19 protein-coding genes are annotated in these 26137 nt (G+C 74.9%); 1 reads left to right on the top strand and 18 read right to left on the bottom strand.

Annotated features, from left to right (window positions below; all coding sequences use genetic code 11):
* Window positions 1-18 precede the first annotated feature (18 nt).
* The 17 genes from ACI794_RS16040 to ACI794_RS15960 all read right to left on the bottom strand — a co-directional run bounded on the left by ACI794_RS16040 (window position 19) and on the right by ACI794_RS15960 (window position 23914).
* Window positions 19-897: an acyl-CoA thioesterase gene (locus tag ACI794_RS16040; RefSeq protein ID WP_456616844.1), complete on the bottom strand. Its 879-nt coding sequence runs from the start codon at window positions 895-897 to the stop codon at window positions 19-21.
* Window positions 894-2309: a pyruvate kinase gene (gene pyk, locus ACI794_RS16035; RefSeq protein WP_456601931.1), complete on the bottom strand. Its 1416-nt coding sequence runs from the start codon at window positions 2307-2309 to the stop codon at window positions 894-896. Before pyk ends, ACI794_RS16040 begins: the two co-directional genes overlap by 4 nt.
* 157 nt (window positions 2310-2466) lie before the next feature.
* Window positions 2467-3957 (bottom strand): glutamate synthase subunit beta, encoded by a 1491-nt coding sequence (locus ACI794_RS16030; RefSeq protein ID WP_456601930.1) that lies wholly within the window; start codon window positions 3955-3957, stop codon window positions 2467-2469.
* Complete coding sequence (gene gltB / locus ACI794_RS16025) at window positions 3950-8626, bottom strand: glutamate synthase large subunit (RefSeq protein WP_456601929.1); 4677 nt, start codon at window positions 8624-8626, stop codon at window positions 3950-3952. Before gltB ends, ACI794_RS16030 begins: the two co-directional genes overlap by 8 nt.
* 347 nt (window positions 8627-8973) lie before the next feature.
* Window positions 8974-9942: a prolipoprotein diacylglyceryl transferase gene (lgt, locus tag ACI794_RS16020; RefSeq protein ID WP_456601928.1), complete on the bottom strand. Its 969-nt coding sequence runs from the start codon at window positions 9940-9942 to the stop codon at window positions 8974-8976.
* Window positions 9939-10739, bottom strand: a complete 801-nt coding sequence (gene trpA / locus ACI794_RS16015; RefSeq protein ID WP_456582579.1) for a tryptophan synthase subunit alpha — start codon at window positions 10737-10739, stop codon at window positions 9939-9941. Before trpA ends, lgt begins: the two co-directional genes overlap by 4 nt.
* On the bottom strand, window positions 10736-12085 hold the full coding sequence (gene trpB / locus ACI794_RS16010; protein WP_456582580.1) for a tryptophan synthase subunit beta: 1350 nt from the start codon (window positions 12083-12085) through the stop codon (window positions 10736-10738). Before trpB ends, trpA begins: the two co-directional genes overlap by 4 nt.
* 85 nt (window positions 12086-12170) lie before the next feature.
* On the bottom strand, window positions 12171-13712 hold the full coding sequence (locus tag ACI794_RS16005; protein WP_456616843.1) for a DUF222 domain-containing protein: 1542 nt from the start codon (window positions 13710-13712) through the stop codon (window positions 12171-12173).
* Between the two features lie 155 nt (window positions 13713-13867).
* On the bottom strand, window positions 13868-14677 hold the full coding sequence (gene trpC / locus ACI794_RS16000) for an indole-3-glycerol phosphate synthase TrpC (RefSeq protein ID WP_456601925.1): 810 nt from the start codon (window positions 14675-14677) through the stop codon (window positions 13868-13870).
* A gap of 153 nt (window positions 14678-14830) precedes the next feature.
* Window positions 14831-15475 (bottom strand): Trp biosynthesis-associated membrane protein, encoded by a 645-nt coding sequence (locus ACI794_RS15995; RefSeq protein WP_456616842.1) that lies wholly within the window; start codon window positions 15473-15475, stop codon window positions 14831-14833.
* The gene (locus ACI794_RS15990) at window positions 15472-17001 is read right to left on the bottom strand and encodes an anthranilate synthase component I (RefSeq protein ID WP_456601923.1); all 1530 of its coding nucleotides are present in this window, start codon (window positions 16999-17001) and stop codon (window positions 15472-15474) included. Before ACI794_RS15990 ends, ACI794_RS15995 begins: the two co-directional genes overlap by 4 nt.
* Window positions 16998-17375 carry a phosphoribosyl-AMP cyclohydrolase gene (gene hisI, locus ACI794_RS15985; RefSeq protein ID WP_456601922.1) on the bottom strand — a complete coding sequence of 126 codons (378 nt, stop codon included), beginning with the start codon at window positions 17373-17375 and terminating at the stop codon, window positions 16998-17000. The genes ACI794_RS15990 and hisI overlap by 4 nt, the downstream gene beginning before the upstream one ends.
* A gap of 26 nt (window positions 17376-17401) precedes the next feature.
* Window positions 17402-18082 (bottom strand): hypothetical protein, encoded by a 681-nt coding sequence (locus ACI794_RS15980; protein WP_456616841.1) that lies wholly within the window; start codon window positions 18080-18082, stop codon window positions 17402-17404.
* Between the two features lie 10 nt (window positions 18083-18092).
* Window positions 18093-19763, bottom strand: coding sequence for an FAD-binding dehydrogenase (locus tag ACI794_RS15975; protein WP_456601920.1), 1671 nt, complete (start codon window positions 19761-19763; stop codon window positions 18093-18095).
* A 93-nt stretch (window positions 19764-19856) separates the two neighbouring features.
* Window positions 19857-20279, bottom strand: a complete 423-nt coding sequence (locus ACI794_RS15970; protein ID WP_456601919.1) for a hypothetical protein — start codon at window positions 20277-20279, stop codon at window positions 19857-19859.
* 27 nt (window positions 20280-20306) lie between these two features.
* Window positions 20307-22142: an ABC transporter ATP-binding protein gene (locus ACI794_RS15965; protein WP_456616840.1), complete on the bottom strand. Its 1836-nt coding sequence runs from the start codon at window positions 22140-22142 to the stop codon at window positions 20307-20309.
* Window positions 22139-23914, bottom strand: coding sequence for an ABC transporter ATP-binding protein (locus ACI794_RS15960; protein WP_456601917.1), 1776 nt, complete (start codon window positions 23912-23914; stop codon window positions 22139-22141). The genes ACI794_RS15965 and ACI794_RS15960 overlap by 4 nt, the downstream gene beginning before the upstream one ends.
* Before the next feature lie 136 nt (window positions 23915-24050).
* Between ACI794_RS15960 and ACI794_RS15955 the strand changes: the two genes are divergently transcribed.
* Window positions 24051-24662, top strand: a complete 612-nt coding sequence (locus ACI794_RS15955; protein ID WP_456616839.1) for a TIGR03085 family metal-binding protein — start codon at window positions 24051-24053, stop codon at window positions 24660-24662.
* Between the two features lie 16 nt (window positions 24663-24678).
* Here ACI794_RS15955 and ACI794_RS15950 read toward each other — a convergent pair whose 3' ends face one another.
* Complete coding sequence (locus ACI794_RS15950) at window positions 24679-26088, bottom strand: FAD-binding oxidoreductase (protein WP_456616838.1); 1410 nt, start codon at window positions 26086-26088, stop codon at window positions 24679-24681.
* Between the last annotated feature and the right edge of the window lie 49 nt (window positions 26089-26137).

Below are 26137 nucleotides of genomic sequence, written 5' to 3'. Positions count from 1 at the left end.
CGGTCCCCGGAGCGGCGCTCAGCGCTCCGGGGACCGGATCAGCCCCTCCTGGGCGACGGTCGCCACGTGCGTGCCGTCGGCGGCCCAGATCTGGCCGAGGCACAGCGCCCGGCCGGCCGCGGCCGCCGGGCTGTCGGTCTCGTAGAGCAGCCAGTCGTCCGCGCGCACCGGACGGTGGAACCACACGGCGTGGTCGAGGCTCGCGCCGATGAAGTCGGGCCAGCCGCCGCCGAGACGCGCGAACCCGGCCGAGAGCAGCGTCAGGTCGCTCACGAAGGTCAGCGCGGCCGCCTGCACCACGGGGTCGTCGTGCAGCTCGCCGGCCACCCGGAACCAGGTCCAGGACTGCGTGTGCGGCGGTGACTTGGGCGGCGCCGCGAACGGGTCGTGCAGGAAGCGCTGCTCGACGACCCGTCCCATGGCGGCCATGAAGGCGGCCCGCCCGCCGTGCCGGGCGACGATCTCCTCGGTGCCGATCATCTCCGCGGGACCGGCCACCTGCGGCATCGGGAGGGAGTGCTCGGCCACGGCCGGCTCGCCGACGTGGAAGTCCGCGGTGAGCGCGAAGATCGCGACGTCCTCGCCCTTGCGCCGCTGGCAGGCGATCACCCGCCGCGTCGAGAAGGAGCGCCCGTCCCGGATGCGGTCGACGGAGTAGCGGATCTCCTCCGAGGGGTCGCCGGGCCGGAGGAAGTAGGAGTGCAGCGAGTGCACGCCCCGCCCGGCCGGCACGGTGCGCCCCGCGGCCACGAGCGCCTGGCCGGCGACCTGGCCGCCGAAGATGCGCTGCCGCTCGCTGCTCGGCGTCTTGCCGACGAAGACGTCCGGCTCCCGCTCGGTCAGGTCCAGCACCGACAGCAGCGCCGCCGCCTGGGTGTCCTCCGCCCCGCCGCTCACGAGTCGGTACCCACCTCGTGCACGCGGATGAGGTTGGTGGACCCGACGGTGTTCGGCGGGCTGCCGGCGACCACGACCACGCGATCGCCCACCTGCAGGCGGCCGATGGACAGCAACGAGAAGTCCACCTGGGCGACCATGTCGTCGGTGTGCTCGACCGCGGGCACCAGGAAGGTCTCGACACCCCAGGAGAGGGCCAGCAGGCTCCGGACACGGGCGTCGACCGTGAACGCGAGCAGCGGCTGCCGGGGGTGCAGGGCGGCCAGCCGGCGGGCGGTCTCCCCGGTCTGCGTGAAGGTCGCCAGCGCCTTGACGTCGAGGGACTCCCCGATGTCCCGGGCGGCGCGCACGATCGCCCCCGACCGCGAGCGCGAGCGGCGCGCGAGCTCTGGCACCCACAGGTGGTCGCTCTCGACGGCCTCGATGATCCGGTCCATCGTCCGGACCGCGCCGATGGGGTACTGCCCCACCGAGGTCTCCCCCGACAGCATGACGGCGTCGGCGCCGTCGAGGACGGCGTTGGCGACGTCGGAGGCCTCCGCCCGGGTCGGCCGCGAGTTCGTGATCATCGACTCGAGCATCTGGGTGGCCACGATGACGGGCTTGTTCCGCTCGCGGGCGGCCTGGATGGCGCGCTTCTGCACGAGCGGCACCTGCTCCAGGGCCAACTCCACGCCGAGGTCGCCGCGGGCGACCATGATCCCGTCGAACGCCTCGACGATCGCGTCGAGGTTGCGGACCGCCTCCGGCTTCTCCAGCTTGGCGATGACGGGGACGAAGATGTCCTCCTGGCGCATGATGTCGCGGACCAGGGCGACGTCGGTGGGCGAGCGCACGAAGGAGAGCGCGATGAAGTCCACGCCCAGGTGCAGCGCGAAGCGCAGGTCCCGCTCGTCCTTGTCCGACAGCGCCGGCACGCTCACCGAGACGCCGGGCAGCGAGAGCCCCTTGTTGTTCGACACCTTGCCGCCCTCGACGACCAGGCAGTAGACGTCGGGCCCCTCGACGCGGACGACGCTGAGCGAGAGGTTGCCGTCGTCCACCAGGAGCCGGTCGCCGACCCGGACGTCGTTGGCGAGGTCCTTGTAGGTGGTCGAGACCCGCTCGGCGGTGCCCTCGACGTCCTCGACGGTGATGCAGACCTGGCTGCCGGTGGCCCAGGTGACCGGCCCGTCGGCGAACGTGCCGAGGCGGATCTTGGGACCCTGCAGGTCGGCCAGGATGGCGACGGCGTGCCCGGTGCTGTCCGAGGCCTTCCGCACCAGGTGGTACGCGGCGGCGTGGTCCTCGTGCGCGCCGTGGCTGAAGTTGAGCCGGGCGACGTCCATGCCCGACTCGACGAGGGCGGTGACCTGCTCGGGGGAGCTGGTGGCCGGACCGAGGGTGCAGACGATCTTCGCGCGGCGGGACATGGCGATAACGCTATGGCATCGCGATCCTCCCGACCGCACCGCGGCCTCGTGCCGTTCCCCACTGCCGCTGAGCCGCTTCCCGTGGACCGGCCGGGGACCCTCCGGGCCCCGCGACCGGTCCACCTCGGGCGTGCTCGGTGGCAGGACGGCGTCTCGGCTACCTCAGGGCGACCGCGGTGGGGGTGACCGGCCGGGGCAGCGCGGACTCCCCCGTCAGCCAGGTGTCGACGCCGGCCGCCGCGGCCCGGCCCTCGGCGATGGCCCAGACGATCAGCGACTGGCCGCGCCCCATGTCACCGGCGACGAAGACGCCGGGGACGGTCGACATGAACTCGTCGTCGCGGACCACGTTGCCGCGGCCGTCGACCTCCACGCCGAGGGAGTCGACCAGCCCCTCCCGCTGGGCCCCGGTGAAGCCCATGGCCAGGAAGACCAGGTCGGCGGGGAGCTCGCGCTCGGTCCCCTCGATCTTCTGGAACCGGCCGTCGACCCGCTCCACCTCGTGCAGCAGCAGGGCGCGCACGTGACCGGAGTCGTCGCCGACGAAGCGCTCGGTGTTGACCGAGTAGAGCCGCTCGCCGCCCTCCTCGTGGGCGCTGGAGACGCGCATGATCATCGGGTAGGTCGGCCACGGGTTGCTGGCCTGGTCCCGCCGGTCCGGGGGCGCCGGCATGATCTCGAGCTGGGTGACCGAGGCGGCGCCCTGCCGGTGCGCGGTGCCGAGGCAGTCGGCGCCGGTGTCGCCACCGCCGATGATCACGACGTGCTTCCCGTGCGCGTTGATCGGCGGGTCGTCGAGCTCGCCGAGCGCCTGCCGATTGCCGTAGGGCAGGTACTCCATGGCCAGGTGGATGCCGGCCAGCTCCCGGCCGGGCGCGGGCAGGTCGCGGCCGATGGTCGCGCCGCCGGCGAGCACGACGGCGTCGAAGTCGCCCCGCAGCTGCTCGACGGTCACGTCGCCGTCCCGGCCGCTGCCCACGTCGACCCCGGTGACGAACCGGGTGCCCTCGGCGCGCATCTGGTCCAGCCGCCGGTCCAGGACGGACTTCTCCATCTTGAACTCGGGGATGCCGTACCGGAGCAGGCCGCCGATGCGGTCCGCCCGCTCGTAGACGGTGACATCGTGCCCGGCCCGGGTGAGCTGCTGGGCGGCGGCGAGCCCGGCGGGGCCGGAGCCGACGACGGCGACCTTCTTGCCGGTGCGCTCGGCCGGGGTCTGGGGGCTGACCCAGCCCTCGTCCCAGGCGCGGTCGATGATCTCCCACTCGATCTGCTTGATGGTGACCGGCGACTCCTGCAGGTTCAGCACGCAGGAGCCCTCGCACGGCGCCGGGCAGAGCTTCCCGGTGAACTCCGGGAAGTTGTTGGTCGCGTGCAGCCGCTCGATGGCGTCCTGCCAGTCGTCGCGGCGGGCCAGGTCGTTCCACTCCGGGATCAGGTTCGCCACCGGGCACGCGTGGTGGCAGAAGGGGATGCCGCAGTCCATGCAGCGGGCCGCCTGGGTGCGCACCTCGGCCGTCGGGAAGAGCGGGTCCTCCCCGTTCTCCCGCCGGCTGTAGACGTCCTTCCAGTCCAGGAGGCGGACCTCCACGGGCCGGCGCGGCGGCAGCGCGCGCTCGTACTTGAGGAAACCGGTCTGGTCAGCCACGTGCTGCCTCCATCACTGCTCGATCCACGTCGGTGCCGGCGGCCTCGGCGGCGCGCCGGGCCTCCAGCGCCCGCCGGTAGTCGCGCGGCATGATCACGCTGAACCGCTCCGACCAGCGACCCCAGTCGGCCAGCAGCGCGGCGGCCACGCTGGACTCCGTGTCGGCGGCGTAGCGCACGAGCACGTCGCGCAGCCACTGCGCCGACTCGACGTCCAGCGGCTCGACGTCCACCATCTCGGGGTTCACCCGGTGCCGCGCGAGGTCGAGCACGTAGCCGATCCCACCCGACATGCCGGCCGCGATGTTGCGGCCGGTGGCGCCGAGGATCACCGCGCGCCCGCCGGTCATGTACTCCAGCGCGTGGTCACCGACGCCCTCGACGACCGCCAGCGCGCCGGAGTTGCGCACGCAGAAACGCTCGCCGACCCGGCCGCGCAGGAAGATCTCCCCGCTGGTCGCGCCGTAGCCGATGACGTTGCCGGCGATGACGTTGTCCTCGGCGAGGAACGGCGCCTCCCGGGAGGGCCGCACGATGATCCGCCCGCCCGACAGGCCCTTGCCGACGTAGTCGTTGGCGTCGCCGAAGAGCCGCATGGTGATGCCCCGGGGCAGGAAGGCGCCGAAGGACTGGCCGGCCGACCCCCCGAAGGTGAGGTCGATCGTGCCGTCGGGCAGCCCCTCGCCCCCGAAGCGGCGGGTGACCATCGAGCCCAGCATCGTGCCGACGGTCCGGTTGACGTTGCGCACCGGCAGCTCGAGGCTGACCGGCCGCGCGTCGAGCAGCGCCCCCTCGCACAGCTGGATCAGCGTCTGGTCCAGGGCGACGTCCAGGCCGTGGTCCTGACCGCGGACCGCGCGCCGCGGGGTGCCCTCGGGCAGCTCCGGGACGACGAGGACCGGCGAGAGGTCCAGACCCTGCGCCTTCCAGTGGTCGACGGCCTGGCGGGTGTCGAGCAGCTCGGCGTGGCCGACGGCCTCGTCGATGGACCGGAAACCCAGCTCGGCCAGGTAGTGCCGCACCTGCTCGGCGAGGAACTCGAAGAAGGTGACGACGAACTCCGGCCGGCCGGTGAAGCGCTTGCGCAGCTCCGGGTTCTGCGTGGCCACGCCCACCGGGCAGGTGTCGAGGTGGCAGACCCGCATCATCACGCAGCCGGAGACGACCAGCGGCGCGGTGGCGAAGCCGAACTCCTCGGCGCCGAGCAGCGCCGCCACGACGACGTCGCGGCCGGTCTTCATCTGGCCGTCGACCTGCACCACGATCCGATCGCGCAGACCGTTGGCGAGGAGCGTCTGCTGGGTCTCGGCGAGCCCCAGCTCCCAGGGGGAGCCGGCGTGCTTGAGCGACGTGAGAGGCGCCGCACCCGTGCCGCCGTCCATCCCGGAGATCAGGACGACGTCGGCGTGCGCCTTGCTCACCCCGGCCGCGACCGTCCCGACGCCGACCTCGGCGACCAGCTTGACGTGGATCCTCGCCGCGTCGTTGGCGTTCTTCAGGTCGTGGATGAGCTGCTTGAGGTCCTCGATCGAGTAGATGTCGTGGTGCGGCGGCGGGCTGATCAGGCCCACGCCCGGCGTCGAGTGCCGGGTGCGCGCCACCCACGGGTACACCTTGCCGCCGGGGAGCTGCCCGCCCTCGCCGGGCTTGGCGCCCTGCGCCATCTTGATCTGGATGTCGTCGGCGTTGACCAGGTACTCGCTGGTGACGCCGAAGCGGCCGGACGCCACCTGCTTGATCGCCGAGCGGCGCAGGTCCCCGTTCGGGTCGGCGGTGAACCGGTCGGGGTCCTCGCCGCCCTCACCGGTGTTCGACCGCCCGCCCAGGCGGTTCATCGCGATGGCGAGGGTCTCGTGCGCCTCCTGCGAGATCGAGCCGTAGCTCATCGCACCGGTGTTGAAGCGCTTGACGATCTCGCTGACCGGCTCGACCTCGTCGAGCGGCACGGGCGGCCGCACGCCCGTCTTCAGCGTGAAGAGCCCGCGCAGGGTCGCGGCCTCCTCGGACATCTTGTCGACCGTCTGCGTGTACTTCTCGAAGACGTCGTACTGCCGGGCCCGGGTGGCGTGCTGGAGCAGGAACACCGTCTCGGGGCTGAAGAGGTGCACCTCGCCCTCGCGGCGCCACTGGTACTCCCCGCCGGTCTCCAGCCGGCGGTGCGCCCGCTCCGTCGGGTTCTCCGGGTAGGCGCGGCGGTGGCGCATGGCCACCTCCTCGGCGAGCACGTCGATGCCGACGCCGCCCAGCGGGCAGGAGGTGCCGGTGAAGTACTCGTCGACGAGCTCCTGGGAGAGGCCGACCGCCTCGAAGATCTGCGCCATCGTGTACGAGCCGACGGTGCTGATGCCCATCTTGCTCATGACCTTGAGGACGCCCTTGCCCAGCGCCTTGACCATGTTGCGGACGGCCTGCGCCGGCTCCACGCCGGTCAGGGCGCCGTCGCGGATCAGGTCCTCGATGGACTCGAACGCCAGGTACGGGTTGACCGCCGCGGCGCCGTAGCCCAGCAGCAGGGCGACGTGGTGGACCTCGCGGCAGTCGCCGGACTCGACGACGAGCCCGACCTCCATGCGGGTCTTCTCCCGCACCAGGTGGTGGTGCACCGCCGCGGTCATCAGCAGCGACGGGATCGGCGCGCGCTTCTCGTCGCAGTCGCGGTCGGAGAGCACGATGATCCGGGCGCCGGCCGAGATCGCCTTCGAGACCTTGGTCCGCAGCTGCTCGACGGCCTCGGCCAGGGCGGTGCCGCCGCCGTTGACGTCGAAGTGGCCGGTGATCCGGACGGCGGCGTAACCGGGCAGGTCGCCGTCGTCGTCGATGTGCAGGATCTTGGCCAGCTCGTCGTTGTCGATGACCGGGAACGGCAGGTGCACCTGCCGGCAGGACGCCGGCGTGGCGGTCAGCAGGTTCTGCTCCGGGCCGAAGGTGCGGCCCAGGCTGGTCACCAGCTCCTCGCGGATGGCGTCCAGCGGCGGGTTGGTCACCTGGGCGAACAGCTGCCCGAAGTAGTCGTAGAGCAGCCGGGAGCGATCCGACAGCGCCGCGATCGGGGTGTCGGTGCCCATGGAGCCGATCGGCTCGGCGCCGCTGGCGGCCATCGGGGTGACCAGCATGCGCAGGTCCTCCTCGGTGTAGCCGAAGAGCATCTGCCGGCGGACGACGGACTCGTGGCTGGGACGCGAGCGGCGGCGCTCGGGCAGCTGCGGCAGGTGCACCAGGCCGGCGTGCAGCCAGTCCTCGTAGGGGTGCTCCGTGGCCAGGGCGCCCTTGACCTCCTCGTCGGAGACGATCCGCCCGGAGGCGGTGTCGACGAGGAACATCCGACCCGGCTGCAGCCGACCCTTGGCGACGACGTCGGCGGCCGGGATGTCGAGCACGCCGACCTCGCTGGCCATGACGACCAGGTCGTCCCGGGTGTGCCACCAGCGGCCCGGGCGCAGCCCGTTGCGGTCCAGGACCGCGCCGATGAGCGTGCCGTCGGTGAAGCAGACGGCCGCGGGGCCGTCCCAGGGCTCCATGATCGAGGAGTGGAACCGGTAGAAGGCCCGGCGGGCCGGGTCCATCTCGTCGTGGTTCTCCCACGCCTCCGGGATCATCATCAGCACCGCGTGCGGCAGCGAGCGGCCCGACAGGTGCAGCAGCTCGAGCACCTCGTCGAAGGTGGCCGAGTCGCTGAAGTCGCTCGCGGTGACCGGGAAGATCCGGTCCAGCCCGAGCTCGGAGGCGGGGCCGGCCGGGCCGTCGAAGAGCTGGGTGTCGAGCTTGGCCTCGCGCGCCCGCATGCGGTTGCGGTTGCCCTTGATGGTGTTGATCTCGCCGTTGTGGGCGATGAAGCGGAACGGGTGCGCCAGCGGCCAGCTCGGGAAGGTGTTGGTCGAGAAGCGGCTGTGCACCAGCGCGATCGCCGACTCGTAGCGCTCGTCGCGCAGGTCGGGGAAGAAGAGCGGCAGCTGGTCGGTGGTCAGCATGCCCTTGTAGGTGATGGTCCGCGACGACAGCGAGGTGATGTACAACGAGCTGCCCGCGTCCACCGCGGCCCGCTCGGCGCGCTTGCGCAGCACGAACGAGCGGCGCTCCAGCCGGGTCACGCCGTTGCAGACGACGTTCCCGCCGAAGGCCTTCTCGTCGGCCCGACCGCCCATGGTCTCGGCGACGAAGACCTGCGCGAAGTGCGGCATGACCGCCCGCGCCGTGGGGCCGAGGTCGGCGCCGTCGGGGTCGACCGGCACGTCGCGCCAGCCCAGGACGGTGAGCCCCTCCTCCTCGGCCAGGCGGGCGACGTCCTCGTGGCGGGCGGCGCGCTCGGCCTCGTCGGTCGGCAGGAACGCGATGCCGACGGAGTACTCGCCCAGCGGGGGCAGGTCGAAGTCGACCTCGGCGCGCAGCAGCGCGTCGGGGATCTGGGTGAGGATGCCGGCGCCGTCGCCGGAGTTCGGCTCGGACCCGGCGGCGCCGCGGTGGTCCAGGTTGTGCAGCGCGGTGAGGCCGGCCTGGACGATGCGGCGGCTGCGGCGGCCGCGGGCGTCGGCGACGAAGGCGACGCCGCAGGCGTCCTTGTCGTTGGCCGGGTCGTACAGGCCCGACGGCGCGGGCACGGCCGAGAACGGCACGGCCGGCGGCACGGCGGTGGTGGTGGCTGCCGCGGTGGCGGGGGCGGGAAGGTCGGTCATGTCACTCCCGTCGTCGGCGCACCGTCGTCCCTCGGGGGCGAGGGCGGGACGGGGGCGGGGGCCCGGGCCGGAGGTCAAGGGCGGCGGAGATGGCGGCACGTGCGGATCGCGGGGTACCGGGCGGGCACAGGTGGCCCCGACCGGCTGACGCGCGCGAGCCCACCGGTTGGTGCCGGCGAGCCGTCGTCCGCGGGGCAGCGCTGGCCCGGTCCGACACTACGACCCGCGCCAGGATCGCTGGGTGGGTCAGGCGGAAGCGTACACAGCCGTAACGCCGTCCTGACACGGCTGAAGCCGATCCGTGACGGTGCACACGCTCAGGCGCGGGCCGCCCGGCGAGCCCCCGGTCAGCTCCCGGACGACGGCCGGTGATCGTCCTCACGCGCCGCGGCCGCCGTCGCCCCGGAGGAGGGCCCGGCCGACGCCTCGGTGGGTGCCGGGGACCCCGGCGCGGCCGGCTCGCCGGAGGTGGCCGCGTCGCCGCGGTCGATGACCTCGCGAGGGCGGCCGCGCTGCCAGACGAAGTAGGTCACCGCCAGCAGCCCGACGACGATCGAGGTGAAGACGTTGACCCGGACGCCGAAGAAGGTCTCGGCCGGGTCGGTGCGCAGGAGCTCGATCCAGAGCCGGCCGGCGCAGTAGGAGGCCACGTAGAGCGCGAACGCCCGGCCGTGCCCGAGGCGGAAGCGGCGGTCGGCCCAGACGACCAGCACCGCCGCGGCGAGGTTCCACAGCAGCTCGTAGAGGAACGTGGGGTGGAAGGTGCCGAGCACCACCGGTTCGCCGTCGGCGCCGGTGACCGCCCGGCCCCCGCTCCACTCGTAGATCGTGAGCGCCCAGGGCAGGTCGGTGGGGCCGCCGTAGAGCTCGTTGTTGAACCAGTTGCCCAGCCGGCCGATCGCCTGCGCCACCAGGAGCCCCGGCGCCAGGGCGTCGGCGAACGCGGGCAGCGGGATGCCACGCCGCCGGCAGGCGATCCAGGCCCCCACGCCGCCGAGCGCGATGGCGCCCCAGATGCCGAGGCCGCCCTCCCAGATGGCGAAGGCCCGCAGCGGGTCGCCGTCCGCGCCGAAGTACGGCCGCGGACTGGAGATCACGTGGTAGATGCGCCCGCCGACGATGCCGAAAGGCACCGCCCACACGGCGATGTCCAGCACGTCCCCGGGCGCTCCGCCGCGAGCGACCCAGCGCCGCTCGGTGATCAGGACGGCCGCGACGATGCCGGCGACGATGCACAGCGCGTAGGCCCGGATCGGCAGCGGCCCGAGCTCCCAGACGCCCTGGGTGGGGCTCGGGATGGCGGCGAGCACCGTCACGCCGGCACCCCCGCCCGGCGGACACCGGCGGCGAGGTCCCGGGTGAGCGCGCGGACGCCCTCCACCCCCCGGCCCTCCAGCAGCTCGCGGACGTAGGCGGAGCCCACGATGACGCCGTCGGCGAACGCGGCGACCTCGGCCGCCTGGCCGCCGTCCGAGACGCCCAGGCCGACGCAGACCGGCAGGCCGGGCGCGGCCTCCCGGGTGCGGGCCACGAGCTTCTCGGCGGCGTCGCCCACCGTGGCCCGCGTGCCGGTGACCCCCATCGTGGACGCGGCGTAGACGAACCCGCGACAGGCGGCGGTGGTCGAGCGAAGGCGCGCGTCGGTCGACGACGGCGCGACGAGGAACACCCGGTCCAGGCCGTGCTCCTCCGCCCCGGCCAGCCACTCCCCGGCCTCGTCGGGGATCAGGTCGGGCGTGATGGCGCCCGCTCCCCCGGCCGCGGCCAGGTCCGCGGCGAACCGGGCGACGCCGTAGCGCTCGATCGGGTTCCAGTAGCTCATCACGACCGGGACGGCGCCCGCGGCGGCGACGGCCGCCACGGCGCGGAGGACGTCCGGCATGCCGACCCCGGCGCGCACGGCGACCTCCACGGCCTCCTGGATCACCGGACCGTCCATGCCGGGGTCGCTGTAGGGGACGCCGATCTCGACGACGTCGGCACCGGCCTCGACCGCCGCCACCATGGCCTCGATCGAGCCCTCGACGTCCGGGTAGCCGACCGGGAGGTAGGCGATCAGGGCGGCGCGGCCCTCAGCCTTCGCCGCGTCGATCCGTTCCTGCAGCGCGCTCACGCCGTCTCCCCCGCGTCCTGGCCGGCGACGGCCTCGGCGTTGCTGACCGCACCCTCGGTGGGCCGCTGGTCGGTGTCCAGACCCGGGCCCGGGTCGACCTCCTGACGGTCGCCCAGCCCGAACCAGCGCGACGCCGTCTCGACGTCCTTGTCGCCCCGCCCGGAGAGGTTCACCAGGAGCAGCGTGTCCGGCCCGAGCTCCTTGCCGAGCACGAGCGCGCCGGCGAGGGCGTGGGCGGACTCGATCGCCGGGATGATGCCCTCGGTCCGGCAGAGGAGAGCGAACGCCTCCATGGCCTCGGCGTCGGTGACCGGCCGGTACTCGGCCCGCCCGATGTGGTGCAGGTAGGAGTGCTCCGGGCCGACGCCCGGGTAGTCCAGGCCGGCGCTGATGGAGTGGGACTCCACGGTCTGGCCGTTCTCGTCCTGGAGGAGGAACGAGCGGGCGCCGTGCAGCACGCCCGGGGTCCCCCCGGTGATCGTCGCCGCGTGCCGGCCGGTGCCGACGCCGTCGCCGCCCGCCTCCAGGCCGACCAGCCGCACGCCCTCGTCGGGCACGAAGGCGGTGAATATGCCGATCGCGTTCGAGCCGCCGCCGACGCAGGCGAGGACGGCGTCGGGCAGCCGCCCCTCCCGCTCGAGCACCTGGGCGCGGGCCTCGTCGCCGATGACCCGCTGGAAGTCCCGGACCATCGCGGGGAACGGGTGCGGGCCGGCGACGGTGCCGAAGACGTAGTTGGTCGTCTCCACGTTGGTCACCCAGTCGCGGAAGGCCTCGTTGATCGCGTCCTTGAGGGTGCGCGAGCCGGTGGTCACCGGGATCACCTCGGCGCCGAGCAGCCGCATGCGGGCGACGTTGAGCGCCTGGCGCCGGGTGTCCTCCTCGCCCATGTAGACGGTGCAGGACAGCCCCATGAGCGCGGCCGCGGTCGCCGTCGCGACGCCGTGCTGGCCGGCGCCGGTCTCGGCGATGACGCGGGTCTTGCCGATCCGCTTCGTGAGCAGCGCCTGGCCCAGCACGTTGTTGATCTTGTGCGAGCCGGTGTGGTTGAGGTCCTCGCGCTTGAGCAGGATCCGCGCCCCGCCGGCGTGGGCGGCGAACTTCGGCACCTCGGTGACCGGGCTCGGCCGACCGGTGTAGTCGCGCTGCAGGCGGGCGAACTCGGTCAGGAAGGCCGGGTCGACCCGCATGGCCTCGTAGGCCTCGGTCAGCTCGTCGAGCGCGGCGATCAGCGCCTCCGGGACGAAGCGGCCGCCGAACACCCCGAAGTGCCCGGTGGCGTCGGGCCAGCCCGGTCGCGCCGGGAGCGAGAGGTCTCCGGTCTGCGGTGGGCTGGTCGTCGTCATGCGCACAGTGTCCCGCGCCGGGCGCCGCGAGCGCCGCAGGGGTGCACGCGACATCACCGGATCGGACCAGCGCAGCCGCGTGCGGTCAGAAGGGTGGCGGGTCGTCGTCCGGCTCGAGCTCCTCGTCCGGGTCCGGGTCCGGTGGTGGTCCGGGTGGCTGGGTGAGGACGCGGTAGCCGGGTGGTCGGCTTGTCCCGGTGACCCCGCTGGGGGTGGTGACGGTGAGCACGCCGTCGTCGTCCAGGGTGTGGGTCCAGCCGGGGGCGAAGGTCTTGAGCCGGTGGTGGCGGCGGCACAGGCAGCACAAGTTCTCGCAGGCGGTCTGGCCGCCGTCGGCGTGGGCGAGGACGTGGTCCAGGTCGGCCCAGCCGGCGGGCACGGTGCAGCCGGGGTGGCGGCAGGTGCGGTCGCGGACCCGCAGGAACCGCTGCTGGGCCGCGGTCGGGCGGTAGCGGGCCACCGCCGGCGGCGGGCCCAGCAGCGGGCACCCGCAGGCGGCGTCGGGGTGCTCGGGGCAGCCGCTGGCCGCCAGCCGGGCCAGCTGGCCGCGGCCGGTGACCGCCCGCAGCTTTCCGGTGTCGTCGGTGATGGCGATGTCCAGGCCGCCACCCGGGGGTGCCTGCAGGGCGCAGGCGTCCAGCTGGGCGAGCAGTTCGCGCAGGTGGGCGGCGGTGATCGGCTCCCCGTCGACCTCCCCGATCGGCGCAGGAACCCCGGCCTGGGTGCCGGCTGCGGTGAAGGCGGCCGGTAGCGGGTTCCCGGCGGCCAGGAAACCGGCCGGGGTGAGCGCGCCCAGCGGGGCGACCACGGTCAGCTGCGCGGTCACCGCGGGCTGGTCCTGCCACGGCCGGAGCAGCAGATCGGCCAGCGCACCGGCGCGCAGCATGCCGACCGGCCGGTCATCCCCGGCCGCCTTCGCCGCCCGGGCGTGGCCGTCCACCGCCGCCCGGCAGGCGCGGGCGTCGGGATGCGGGAGCAGGGCGCGCAGCTCGCCCATCCCGTCCCCGACCGGCCGCACCGGCACATCCGCGCCGCGCCGGCGCGCTTCCCGGCGCCGGTCGGCCGCGGCGGCGTCGCGGGCCACCAGCTCCGCCCGCATGGCTTCGCGCAGCCGGCCCAGCCCCAGCCCGGTGGCGCCGGGCAGCACCGCGGCCTCCGCCGCGGCGATCACCGCCGGATCGGTGCCGGCCCCGGTGGCGGCGACCTCCGCGGCGATCGCCCGGGCACGGGGCCAGTCCAGCTGGCCCAGCCGCAGCCGGGCGAAGGTGGCCGGCAGCCCGGTGGTGAGCACCCCGGCGTGCTCCAGCAGGGTCACCGCCGCCGCCCGGCTGCCGTTGTGCACCGCCGCCAGCTCATCGGGCACGAACTCACTCACCCCCGCCGGCCCCACCGTTCCGGCCCGCTCCCCGCCGGGCAGCGGATCGACCGGGGTCGGGGGGGCGGCGGCGAGGTCCATCACCAGCTCCACCCGCAACGCCGCCAGCCGCGCCTCCGCGGCCACGATCTGCCCCAGCAGATCCGCCACCTCGCCCGCCGACCGGCGGGCCGGCAGCCACGCCGACAGCGGCTCGTCCCACCGCTGAGGATCGGGATCCTTCAGCTCCCAGGGCGAGGGCGGCTCGGACACCGGCCCAACCGTCACCCCGACCGCGAACCCGACCACCGACACAACCGCAGGCTAGGCCGGGGGTAGGACACTTCCCGCAGGTCAGAGCCTGGACCGGCGGCGGCGCCGGGGGCTCACCGCGTCGGACCGGGTCGAGCGGCCGGGACCGCAGTCCCTCAGCGGGTGGTGCGCGGGGTGGCGGGGTGGCTGCCCGCCGTCACCAGGTCGGCGACCGCCTGGCGGGCGTCGCCGGCGGTGACCAGACCCTCGCCCACGAGCACGGCGTCGGCCCCGGCGGCGGCGTAGCTGATCAGGTCGTGCGGGCCACGGACGCCGGACTCGGCGACCTTCACGACCTCCGACGGCAGCCCGGGGGCGATCCGCTCGAAGGTGGACCGGTCGACCTGCAGCGTGGTCAGGTCGCGGGCGTTGACCCCGATCACCGAGGCGCCGGCCGCCATCGCGCGGTCGGCCTCGGCCTCCGTGTGCACCTCGACCAGCGCCGTCATGCCCAGGGACTCGACCCGCTCGAGCAGGCCGACCAGCACGTTCTGCTCCAGCGCCGCCACGATCAGCAGGACGACGTCGGCGCCGTGCGCGCGGGCCTCGTGCACCTGGTAGCTGCTGACGATGAAGTCCTTGCACAGCACCGGGACGTCCACGACGGCGCGGACGGCGGCGAGGTCGGCGTGCGACCCCCCGAAGCGCCGCCCCTCGGTGAGCACCGAGATGACGCGGGCGCCCCCGGCGGCGTACTGCTGCGCCAGGGAGGCCGGGTCGGCGATGTCGGCCAGGTCGCCCTTGGAGGGGCTGCGCCGCTTGACCTCGGCGATCACGCCGACGCCGGGCGCGCGCAGGGCCGCCAGCGCGTCGCGCGCCGGCCGGGCCGCCTGCGCGGCGGCCTTCACCTCGTCCAGCGGCGTCGCGGCCTCGCGGACGGCGAGGTCGGCGCGGACTCCCTCGATGATCTCGTCGAGCACGTTCACGGCGTGGTCGCAGCCTCGGCCGAGGTCCCGTGGTCGTTCATCTGCGCCACTGCTCCTCGTACGTCGATCCCGGGCGGATGGGTGGGCCCACTCTAGAGGCGGGCCGGACGCCCCCCGGCCCGGGGGCGGCCGAGGCGGCCCTGACCCGTTCCGCTACGCCGTGCGGTCGGACCGCGGCGCCGGCGGGGGCTCGGTCGGGTCCTCCCCGCGGTCCAGGGCCTTCCAGGCGTCGTCCGCGCGGTCCTCGTCCGACCGCGCCCGCGCCGGCCCGGCGTCGCGCTCGTAGCGCTGCCCCATCGCCGGCCAGGACGCCCCGCGCAGGACGGTGAGCACCCCGGCGAGGGCCGCCAGCACGCCGGCGACGACGGCGAGCCCGGGCCAGACCGCGGCGACCTCGACCGTCGTCGCGGTGACGCTGGTGCCGCTCACGCCCGGCAGGTCGGCGGCGGCGTCGGCCACTCCCCCGGCCAGGACCCGGGCACCGGACCAGGCCACGGCGCCACCGCAGGCGGCGACCAGCAGCCCCACGGCCAGCCGGCCGGCGCCCCGCACGGCCAGCAGCGCGACGGCGGCGGCCAGCAGCACCAGCCCGGCGGCGGTCACCAGCGGTGCCGCGGCGCCGCCGGTGAGCGTCCCGGACACCGGCGGCAGGGGCGGCCGGCGCTCGGCGGTCACCTCTGCCCAGCGCTGGCTCGCGGCCGACAGCGCCAGCGCCCCGGCGGCAGCGGCGGCGACGACGGCAGCCGTCAGCTCGCGCCGCGCCCCGCCGGACCGGCCGCCGCCCGTCGCGCCGCTCACGCCAGCTCCCGCAGCCTCTCCGCCGTCGCGATCGCCGCGAGCACCGCGCGCGCCTTGTGCCGGGTCTCGGCCTCCTCGCTGGCGGCGTCGCTGTCGGCCACGATCCCCGCGCCGGCCTGCACGTAGGCGCGCCCCTGGTGCAGGACCGCGGTGCGGATGGCGATCGCCATGTCCATGTCCCCGCTGGCGTCGACGTAGCCGACGGTGCCCGCGTACAGCGCGCGCCGGGTCGGCTCCAGCGACTCGATGATCGTCATGGCGCTGGGCTTCGGCGCGCCGGAGACGGTGCCGGCGGGGAACGTGGCGTCGAAGACGTCGAGGGCGTCGCACCCCGGCCGCACCTCGCCGGCGACGGTCGAGACCAGGTGCATCACGTGGCTGTAGTGCTCGACCCGCATGAAGTCGGGGACCTCGACGCTGCCCGGGACGCAGACCCGGCCCAGGTCGTTGCGGGCGAGGTCGACGAGCATGACGTGCTCGGCGCGCTCCTTGGGGTCGGCCAGCAGCCCCTCGGCGAGGCGCACGTCCTCCTCAGGCGTCGCCCCGCGGGGGCGGGTGCCGGCCGGCGGGTGGACGACGGCCGACCTGCCGGACACGGTCACCAGAGCCTCCGGGGACGAGCCCACGATGTCGAACGGGCTCTCCCGGCCGGCGAACCGGAGCAGGTACATGTACGGCGACGGGTTGGTCGCCCGCAGCACGCGGTAGAGGTCGAGCGCGGCGACGTCGGTCACGAGCTCGAACCGCTGCGCCAGCACCACCTGGAAGGCGTCGCCGGCGCGGATGTGCTCGCGCACCTCCTCGACGCCGTCCCGGAAGACGCCGGGCGCCAGGTTGCTGCGCACCGACGCCGGGACGTCGGCGGGCTCGAAGACGGCCACCGCCGACGGCGCCGGCCGGACCAGCGCGGCGGCCATGGCGTCCAGGCGGGCGACGGCGTCGTCGTAGGCGGCGTCCGCCGAGCCGGCCCCCCGCCCGGGCAGGGCGTTGGCGATGAGCAGCACCGACCCGTCGCTGTGGTCGAGCACGGCCAGGTCGGTGACCAGCATCATCGCCAGCTCCGGCATGCCGAGGTCGTCGGTGCTCGTGCTGGGCAGCCGCTCCAGCCGGCGGACGACGTCGTAGCCGAGGTAGCCCACGAGCCCGCCGGTGAGCGGGGGCAGACCCGCGCCGCGGGGCGAGCGCAGCCGCCGAGCGAGCACCCGCACCGCCTCCAGCGGGTCCTCGGGGAGGTCGTCGGTGAGCCCGGGCACGTGGTCACCGAGCCACTGGGTGCGCCCGTCGTGCTCGGTCAGGACGCCGGCGCTGCGGACGCCGACGAAGCTGTAGCGGGCCCACCGCTTGCCCTGCTCGGCCGACTCGAGCAGCACCGTGCCCGGGCGGTTGCCGGCGAGCTTGCGGTAGACGCCGACCGCGGTCTCGCCGTCGGCCAGCAGGCGGCGGGTGACCGGCACGATGCCTGGCCCACCCACCCCGCCGATCGCCGCGAACTCCGCGCGCGAGGGCGCGGTGACCCCGAACCTCACGGCGCGACCCCCTGCGCGGCGGGCAGCACCCGGTGGAAGCAGCTGCGCTCGCCGGTGTGGCAGGCGGCGCCCTCCTGGTCGACGAGCAGCAGCAGCGCGTCGCCGTCGCAGTCGAGCCGGACCTCCCGTACCCACTGGCGGTGCCCGGAGGTCTCCCCCTTGACCCAGTACTCCTGCCGGCTGCGCGACCAGTAGGTGGCCCGCCCGGTGGTCAGCGTGCGCTGCACGGCCTCGTCGTCCATCCAGGCCACCATGAGCACCTCGCGGGTGTCGTGCTGCTGGACGACGGCGGCGACCAGGCCGGCAGGGTCGCGGCGCAGCAGGGCGGCGACCTCGGGGGCCGGCGCAGGGACGGAGGGGTCGGTCGCGGGCATGCCGCCCAGTGTGCCGTGCGGGCGCCTCAACCCTGCGGGGCGGTGAACCAGCTGCGACCGCCGCCGAACAGCACCAGCCCGAGGGCGACCAGCGGGGCCGCGGCGAAGAACAGGCTGAACGCCGCCACCACGCCGCCGACGTCCTGGGTGGCCGCGGCCGGGCCGAGCAGGTCGGTGAGCTCGGCCCACCAGTAGGCGGCGAGCAGCAGCTGGGCGCCGTGCGCGGCGAGCAGCGCCAGCCAGGCCACCCGGGTGCGCCGGGTCAGCGCGAGGATGCCGGCGGTCACCAGCAGCACCACCGAGACCACCTGGACGATCGAGAGCACGCCTCCCTCGCGGGCGAACTCGTACGCCTGGGTGGGGGCGGCGGTCGGGCTCTGCTCGATCGCCATCTGCGCCAGCGAGGCGAAGAACCACACGTACAGCGAGGCGATCAGCACCAGCAGCGCCTGGACGAAGCTCAGCACCGCGGCGCCGACGACCTGGCCCGGGCGGCGCCCGGCCCGGGGCGGGACCGGGCCACCGGGGAACGGCGCCGGCCCCCAGGGGCCGCCGTAGCCGTACGGGCCGGGGTGGCCGTACGGCACACCGTACGGCGGTGCGCCGTACGGCGAGGGCGGCGGCAGTGTGGGCGGCGGACCGGTGTAGACCGGCCCCGGCTCGGTCGGGGTCGCCGGGTCCGACCAGGGGTCGCGTGGTGCGCTCACCGCTGCCCCGTCACAGCGCGGCCGCGAGCGCGCGCCCCGCGACCCGGCCCGAGAAGAGGCAGCCACCGAGGAACGTGCCCTCGAGCGAGCGGTAGCCGTGCACGCCACCCCCGCCGAAGCCGGCCACCTCACCGGCCGCGTACAGGCCCGGGAACACCTCGCCACCGGGTCGGAGCACGCGGCCGGAGAGGTCGGTCTCCAGCCCGCCGAGGCTCTTGCGGGTGAGCAGGTTGAGCCGCACCGCGACGAGCGGCCCGGCATCGGGGTCGAGCAGCCGGTGCGGCGGCGCGACCCGGATGAGCTTGTCGCCGAGGTAGTTTCGGGCGCCCCGGATGGCGGTGAGCTGCAGGTCCTTGGTGAAGGTGTTGCCGACCTCGCGGTCGCGGGCGACGATCTCCCGCTCGACCTGGGCGAGGTCGAGCTCGGGGGTGCCGCCGGTGACGCGGTTCATGCCCGCGACCAGCTCGGGCAGCGTGCGGGCGACGACGAAGTCCTCCCCCTCGTCCAGGAACGCCTGGACCGGGCCGGAGACGCCGGCCTTCACGCGGGTCATCAGGAGCCGGAGGTCCTTGCCCGTGAGGTCGGGGTTCTGCTCGGACCCCGAGAGCGCGAACTCCTTCTCCACGATCTTGTGCGTGGCGACGAACCAGGTGTGCTCGTGGCCGGTCTGCCCGATGTGGGCCAGGGTCCCGAGGGTGTCGAAGCCCGGGAAGAGCGGCACCGGGAGCCGCTGGCCGGTGGCGTCGAGCCACAGCGACGACGGCCCCGGGAGGATGCGGATGCCGTGCTTGTCCCACACCGGCGAGTGGTTGACGACGCCCTCGGTGTAGTGCCACATCCGGTCGCCGTTCACCAGGCTGGCGCCCGCCGCGACCGCCGCCTCCTGCATGTGCCCGTCCACGTGCGCGGGGACGCCGGAGAGCAGCCGCTGCGGGGCGGGACCGAGGCGGGCCGGCCAGTGCTTCCGGACCAGCTCGTGGTTGCCGCCGATGCCGCCGGAGGTGACGACGACGGCCTGCGCCCGCAGCTCGAACTCCCCGACCTCGGTGCGCGAGCTGGCCTCGCCGCGCGCGACGCCGCTCGGCTCCAGGACCGCACCCCGCACCCCGGTCACGGTGCCGTCGGCGACCACGAGCTCGGAGACGCGGTGGCGGAACCGCAGCTGCACCAGGCCGGCGTCGACGGCGGCCCGCACCCGGCGCTCGAACGGGGCGACGATGCCGGGCCCGGTGCCCCAGACGATGTGGAAGCGCGGCACCGAGTTGCCGTGCCCGGTGGCGGTGTAGCCGCCGCGCTCGGCCCAGCCCACCACCGGGAAGAAGCCGATGCCCTGCTCCTTGAGCCAGGCGCGCTTCTCACCGGCCGCGAACTGCAGGTAGGCCTCGGCCCACCGGCGGGGCCAGTGGTCGCTGTCGCGGTCGAAGCCGGCGGTGCCGAACCAGTCCTGGCGGGCGAGCTCGAGGGAGTCGCGCACCCGCAGGCGGCGCTGCTCCGGGGAGTCGACGAGGAAGAGTCCACCGAAGGACCACCAGGCCTGACCGCCGAGGGACGCCTCGGGCTCCTGGTCGACCAGGACCACCCGCTTGCCGGCGTCCGCGAGCTCGGCGGTGGCGACGAGGCCGGCCAGGCCTGCCCCCACCACGACGACGTCTGCCTCCATGCCGGCCTTCTCGGTGTCCACGACCGTGACGCTAGCGGGCCGCCGCTGCTGCGCGGCGCCCTGCGCGGGCGCGACTCGCCCGCCCGGGTGCCGCCGGGACCGGCCGGGGCACCGTCACCCCGCGGTCCAGCGGCGGACCCGCCGGGTGGAGGCCAGCACCGCGGCGAGGACCGGGAGGGCGAGCTGGAGCAGCGCGAGGGCCGCCGCGCCGCCCTCGGGAGGGTCGGCGCCGACCACCGCGACGGCGCCGATGAAGAGAGCGATCGGCAGCCAGGCCAGCGCCAGCGGCAGCCAGCCACGCCGGGCCAGCAACCAGAACGCGGCGAGCAGCTGCACCACCGGGGCGATCAGCAGCAGCCACGTCCACGAGATCCCGGAGGTGACCGCCTGCCACCCCTCCAGACCCACGACGACGAGGGCCAGCAGCACCGAGGGCATCGCGCCGACGATCCCGATGGCCGCGGCCGCCAGCGCGATGCCGGGGATCCGCGGGGAGGGGGTGCCGGTGTCCCCGCGCGCCCGCGGTGCAGAGCCCATCCCGGCAGGCTAGACAACGCCGGCCGCTCAGCGCGCGGGTTCCGGCTCCCCCGCCGACGAGCGACGCCACGACGCGTGCAGCCGCGCGTACGGTCCGTCCGCGTCGACCAGGTCGGCGTGCGCGCCCCGCTGGACGACGCGGCCGGCGTCGACGACCAGCACCTCGTCGGCCCGCTCCGCGGTGGAGAGCCGGTGCGCGATGGTCAACGTCGTCCGGCCCTGGGTCAGGGTGTCCAGCGCGCGGGTGAGCCGCTGCTCGGTGGCCGGGTCGACGGCGCTGGTCGCCTCGTCGAGCACCAGCAGGTCGGGGTCGGCCACGTAGGCGCGGGCGACGGCGACCAGCTGCCGCTCCCCCGCCGACAGCGACTCCCCGCGCTGGCCCACCGCCGTCCCCACGCCCGCCGGCAGGCCGGCGATCCACGGCGCCAGGCCGAGGTCGTCGAACGCGGCGACGACGTCGTCGTCGGTCATGCCGGGCCGGCCGTAGCGGACGTTGTCGGCCACCGTGGCGTCGAAGAGGAACCCGTCCTGCGGCACCATCACCACCCGCGCGCGCAGCGAGGAGAAGGCGACCTCGGACAGCGGCACCCAGCCGGCCTCGCCGGAGCCGAGCAGCACCCGCCCCTCGACCGGGTCCATGAGCCGGGTGACGAGCTTGGCGAAGGTGGTCTTGCCCGAGCCGGTCTCGCCCACGATCGCGACGCGGGTGCGCGGCGCGATGGTCAGGTCGACGTCGTCCAGCGCCGCCCGCGCACCCGGCGCGTAGCGGAAGGTGACGTGCTCGAACCGGACACCGAGGGGGCCGGCCGGCAGCTCGCGCACCCGGCCGGGTGCGGAGACGGCCGGGTCGCGGACGTCGGGCTCGGTGTCGAGCACGTCGAGCACCCGGCGGAAGCCGGCGACGGCGTTCTGCGCCTCGTTGAGCACCTCGCTGGCGGTCTGCACCGGGGCGACGAAGAGGGTGACGAGGAAGAGGAAGGCCACGAGCGTGCCCGGGGTGATGTCGCCGGCGAGCCCGAGCAGCACGCCGACGACCACGACGGCGGCGTTGGCGACGGCGGCGACGAACTCCCCGCTGACGAACACCGCGGCGGTCACCTTCTGCGCGTCGACCTGCGCGCGGTAGTGCCGGTCGATGGCGGCGTCGAGCCGCTCGGCGGTGCGGGCCCGGACCCCGTAGGCGCGCACGGTGGGGGCGCCGACCACCGACTCGGCCACCGCGGCCAGCACGTCGCCGACCCGCTCGCGGACCACGCCGTAGACCTGCACCAGCCGCTGGGCGAACCAGCGGACGGCGAACACCAGGGGGATGAAGCAGACCAGCACCAGCAGGGTGAGCTGCCAGGAGTAGACGAACATGACGGCGGTGGCGACGACGAGCTGGCCCACGCTGACCAGCCCGAGCACGCCGCCCCACTGCATGAACACCGAGAGCTGGTCGACGTCGCCGGTCACCCGCGAGACCAGCGAGCCGCGCCGCTGGCCCTGCTGGTGCAGCACGGAGAGGTCGTGCACGTGCCGGAACGCCCGCGCGCGCAGGCCGGCCAGCGCGGTCTCGGTGGTGCGGAACAGGCGCACGTTCATGCGGTAGACCGCGACGGCGGTGAGCACGACGACGACCGCGCAGGCCGCCACCACCCACGCGACGAAGTCCAGGTCGGGGCCCTCGGGCGAGCCCAGGCCGCGGTCGATGACCTGCTGCACGGCGATGGGGACGACCACCCGGCCGGCCGTGGCGACCAGCGCGAGGGCGAAGGTGACCGGCAGGCCGCGCCGGAACTCCGGCATCATGCGCAGGCCCCGCCGCAGCGTGGCCAGGGCGCCCTCGTGCTCGCGGTCCTCGAGCTGGGCAGCGGCGGTCACGCCGGCACCTCCGTCTGCGAGTAGGCGCGGACCAGGGCCTCGTAGCCCGGGACCTCGGCCAGCAGCTGCTGGTGGGTGCCACGGGCGACGGCGCGCCCGTCCGCCAGCCACACCACCTCGTCGGCCAGCGCGATCGTCGCCTGCCGGTAGGCGACCACGACGACGGTCGTCGGCGTCCCGCTGCCGCGGAGCGCGTCGAGGATGCGCGCCTCCACCGCCGGGTCGACGGCGCTGGTGGCGTCGTCGAGGACCAGCAGGCGGGGTCGGCGGACGACGGCGCGGGCCAGCGCCAGCCGCTGCCGCTGGCCGCCCGACAGCGACGCGCCCCGCTCGCCCACGCGGGTGTCCAGCCCCTCGGGCAGCGCGCCCACGAAGTCGTCGGCGGCGGCCACGCGGAGGGCCGCCCACACCTCGTCGTCGTCGTAGGGGGCGCCGAGGGTGACGTTGCCGCGCACCGTGTCGTCGAAGAGGAAGGCGCTCTGGGCGACGAACGCCACCTGCCCGCTGACCTCGCCCTCGCGCAGCCGGCGCAGGTCGACCCCGTCGAGGAGCACGCCGCCGTCGGCCGGGTCGACCAGGCGCACCAGCAGGCCGGCGAGCGTGGACTTGCCCGAGCCGGTGGGGCCGACGACGGCCACCGTCCGGCCGGCCGGCACGTCGAAGGTCACCCCGCTCAACGTGGGCCGGGCGCTCCCGTCGAACCGGAAGGCGACGTCGCGCAGGGCCACCCCGGCACCCCCGGCGCCCGCGACGGCGGCGTCCGGCCCGTAGGGGGTCTCGCCGGTCGCCTCCAGGACGGGGGTGACCCGGTCGAACCCGGCGAGGGCGCGGGGCAGGTCGGCCAGCACCCAGCCGATGGCGCGGATGGGCAGCGCCAGCAGGGTGAACAGGTAGGCGATGGAGACCAGCTCGCCGGCGTCGGTCGCGCCGTCGGCGACCCGGCCGGCGCCGATGAGCAGGACGGCGAGCGTGCCCAGGCTGGGCAGCGCCTCCATCAGCGGGTCGAACAGCCCGCGCACCCGGCCGACGGCGATCAGCCCGTCGCGCAGCTGCTCGGCCCGGTCGGCGAAGCGCTCGGTCTCGGTGTCCTCGCGGCCGAGGGTCTTCACCACGAGGGCGGCGTCGAAGCTCTCGTGGGCGATCTCGCTGACCTCCGCGCGCAGCTGCTGGGCCCGCTGCATCCGGGGGCTCATGACCTGCGAGTAGACGACGTTGGCGGCGAACACCAGCGGGAAGACCACGAGGCCCACCAGCGCCAGCAGCGGATCGGTGAGGACCAGCGCCACCACGGTGATCCCGATCATCACCAGCGCGCCGCAGGCGAAGGGCAGCGGCGCGACGAAGAACCAGGCCGACTCGACGTCGGAGTTGGCGTTGCTGAGCAGCTGGCCGGTGGGGTGGCGCTGGTGCCAGGACAGCGGCAGGCGCAGGTACTGGCCGGTCACGCGACGCCGGTACTCCGCCTGCAGCCGGTAGCTCATGATCCCGGCGAACAGCCGGCGGCCCAGGATGCCCAGGATTTTCAGCAGCGCGACGCCGAGGATGGCGACCGAGGCCAGCGCGAGCGCCGTGCCGGTGGTGGCGCCGTCCTCGAAGGAGGGCAGCAGCACGCGGGAGGTGATCTCGCCGATCACCCACGCGCTGGCGACGGTCATCGCGCCGTAGAGGCTGCTGGCCAGGAGGGCCAGGGTGAACATCCGGGGCTGCTCGCGGACCGCCCGGCGGATGTGGCGGAGCCCGCGTCGCACGACGGCGTCTCTGCGGCGGGACACGGGGCTCCTCGGGGGTCGGGCGACCGGGACGGGGTGCACGGTCGTTAGGAACGCTAAGCGGTGCCAACCACGCCCGCACGCGACTTCTTCCCGGGCCCGGGTGTCGCCGGACGCACCCGCCCGGTACGAAGGTGCGATGAGCGCCTCTCCCCCACCCCTGCAGGACCGCGAGCGCGCCGCCCTGGCCGACCTCCTCGACGAGCTCGGGCCGGAGGCGCCGACGTGCTGCGAGGGATGGACCACGGCGCACCTGGCCGCGCACCTCGCCGTCCGCGACCGGCGGCCCGACGCCCTCCCTGGCTACGGCCTGGAGATGGTGCCCGGCGGTGAGCGGCTGGGCTGGTGGTCCCACCGGCTGGAGGACCGGCTGCGCGAGTCCACCCCCTACGCCGAGGTGGTGGGTCAGGTCCGCTCCGGCCCGCCGTCCTGGGCGCCCACGGCCTGGCCGGCCGTGGCCCGGGCGATCAACGTGTCGGAGTTCACCATCCACCACGAAGACGTCCGTCGCGCCCAGCCCGGGTGGGAGCCGCGCACGCTGGCCGGGGCCGAGCAGGACCAGCTGTGGTCGGTCGCCGCGCTCCACGCCCGGCGGGCCGCCGGTCGCCGCGGCCTGGTGCTCCGCCGCTCGGACGCCGCCGGCGAGGAGAAGCGGTTCGGTGCCGGCGGGCGCACGGTCACCGGCGAGCCGCTCGAGCTGCTGCTCTGGGCCGCGGGCCGGCGCGACGTCGCCCGCGTCGACGTGGGCTGACCGCCATCCGGAGGGGTCAGCTGCCCGGGCGCGGCCCCGGCTGCCTGCTGGACGGGGCGATGTTCTGGTTGAGGCAGAACAGGTTGTCCGGGTCGTAGCGGTCCTTGATCGCCACCAGGCGGTCGTACTTGTCCGGGCCGAAGGCGGCACGGACCCGGTCGGCCCCCTCGTCGCCCAGGAAGTTGAGGTAGGCGCCGGCGGCGGCGTACGGCTTCACGGAGGCGGCCAGCTCCCGGGTCCAGGCGATGTTGCGCTCGTCGTCGGCCGGGTCGGGCCACATGCTCAGGAAGTGGATGTTCCAGGGCGCGTCCCGCAGGTCGAAGGCCGTGGCCTCGCGCGGGACCCGCGCCAGCGCGCCGCCGCCGGGCGCGAGGATCACCTGGGTCATCGGTGAGGGCACGCGACCGGTCAGCTCGGCGATCCTCTCGATGCCGTCGTCGGGCAGCTCCCGCAGGAAGTCCGCCGTCCACCAGTTGCGCATGCCTCGCGGGCAGGCGAGGTCGAGCATCTGCTGGATCGCCGTGTAGGGCATCGGCTGCACCATCGTGACGATCGGGGAGCCGTACTCGAGCAGTGGCCGCAGGACCTCCTGCCCCTGCGCCACGTCGCCGGCGTACACGACGACCAGCCCCAGCACCGGACGGCCCCGCACGGGTTCCGGTACGAACGGCTCCGGTGGGGCGGAGATGAAGGCGGCGGCACCGTTGACCTCGTCCGGCGCCTGGGCCATGAACTCGCGGTAGTGGCGGACCACGTCGACGGCGGCCTCGTGCGGGTGCATCACCATGCCGCCGAGGAGCACCGGCCCCATCGGCGAAGCACGGAAGTCGAACCGGGTCACGACGCCGAAGTTGCCCCCGCCACCGCGCAGCGCCCAGAACAGGTCGGGCTCCTGCTCGGGGCCGACCTCGAGCACCTGGCCGGCGGCCGTCACCACCTCGGCGCCGATGAGGCTGTCGCAGGTGTAGCCCAGCGTGCGCTCGAGCCAGCCGCTGCCGCTGCCGAGCGCGAGCCCGCCGACGCCCGTCGACGACACCCGCCCGCCGGTGACCGCCAGCCCGTGCTCCTGCGTGGCGGCGTCGAACTGCGCCCACGTGGCCCCTCCATCGGCGCGCACCGAACGGTCGGACACCTGGACCTGCACGCGGTTCATCGGGCGGAGGTCCAGCATGAGCCCGCCGTCGCAGACGGCGTGTCCCACGACGCCGTGCCCCCCGCCGTGCACCGCGAGCGGGAGACCGGCGTCGCGGGCGTGCCCCACCGCCGCCACGACGTCGTCCGTGCCGGTGCACCGGGCGATCAGTGCGGGCGAACGGTCGACCATGCCGTTGAAGACCCGGCGGGCGTCGTCGTAGCCGGGGTCGCCGGGCCGGAGCACCTCACCGCGGAAGCCGCGGATGCCGGACTGCAGCGTGGGAGTCGCCATGACTGCCTCCTGGAGTCGGGAGCGACCATGGTGCTCCCGGCTCCCGGCC

Source organism: Blastococcus sp. SYSU DS0541, from assembly GCF_054050875.1.
The sequence above is the reverse complement of the archived record's forward strand: the minus strand, read 5'-3'. Positions and strand labels throughout refer to the sequence as shown.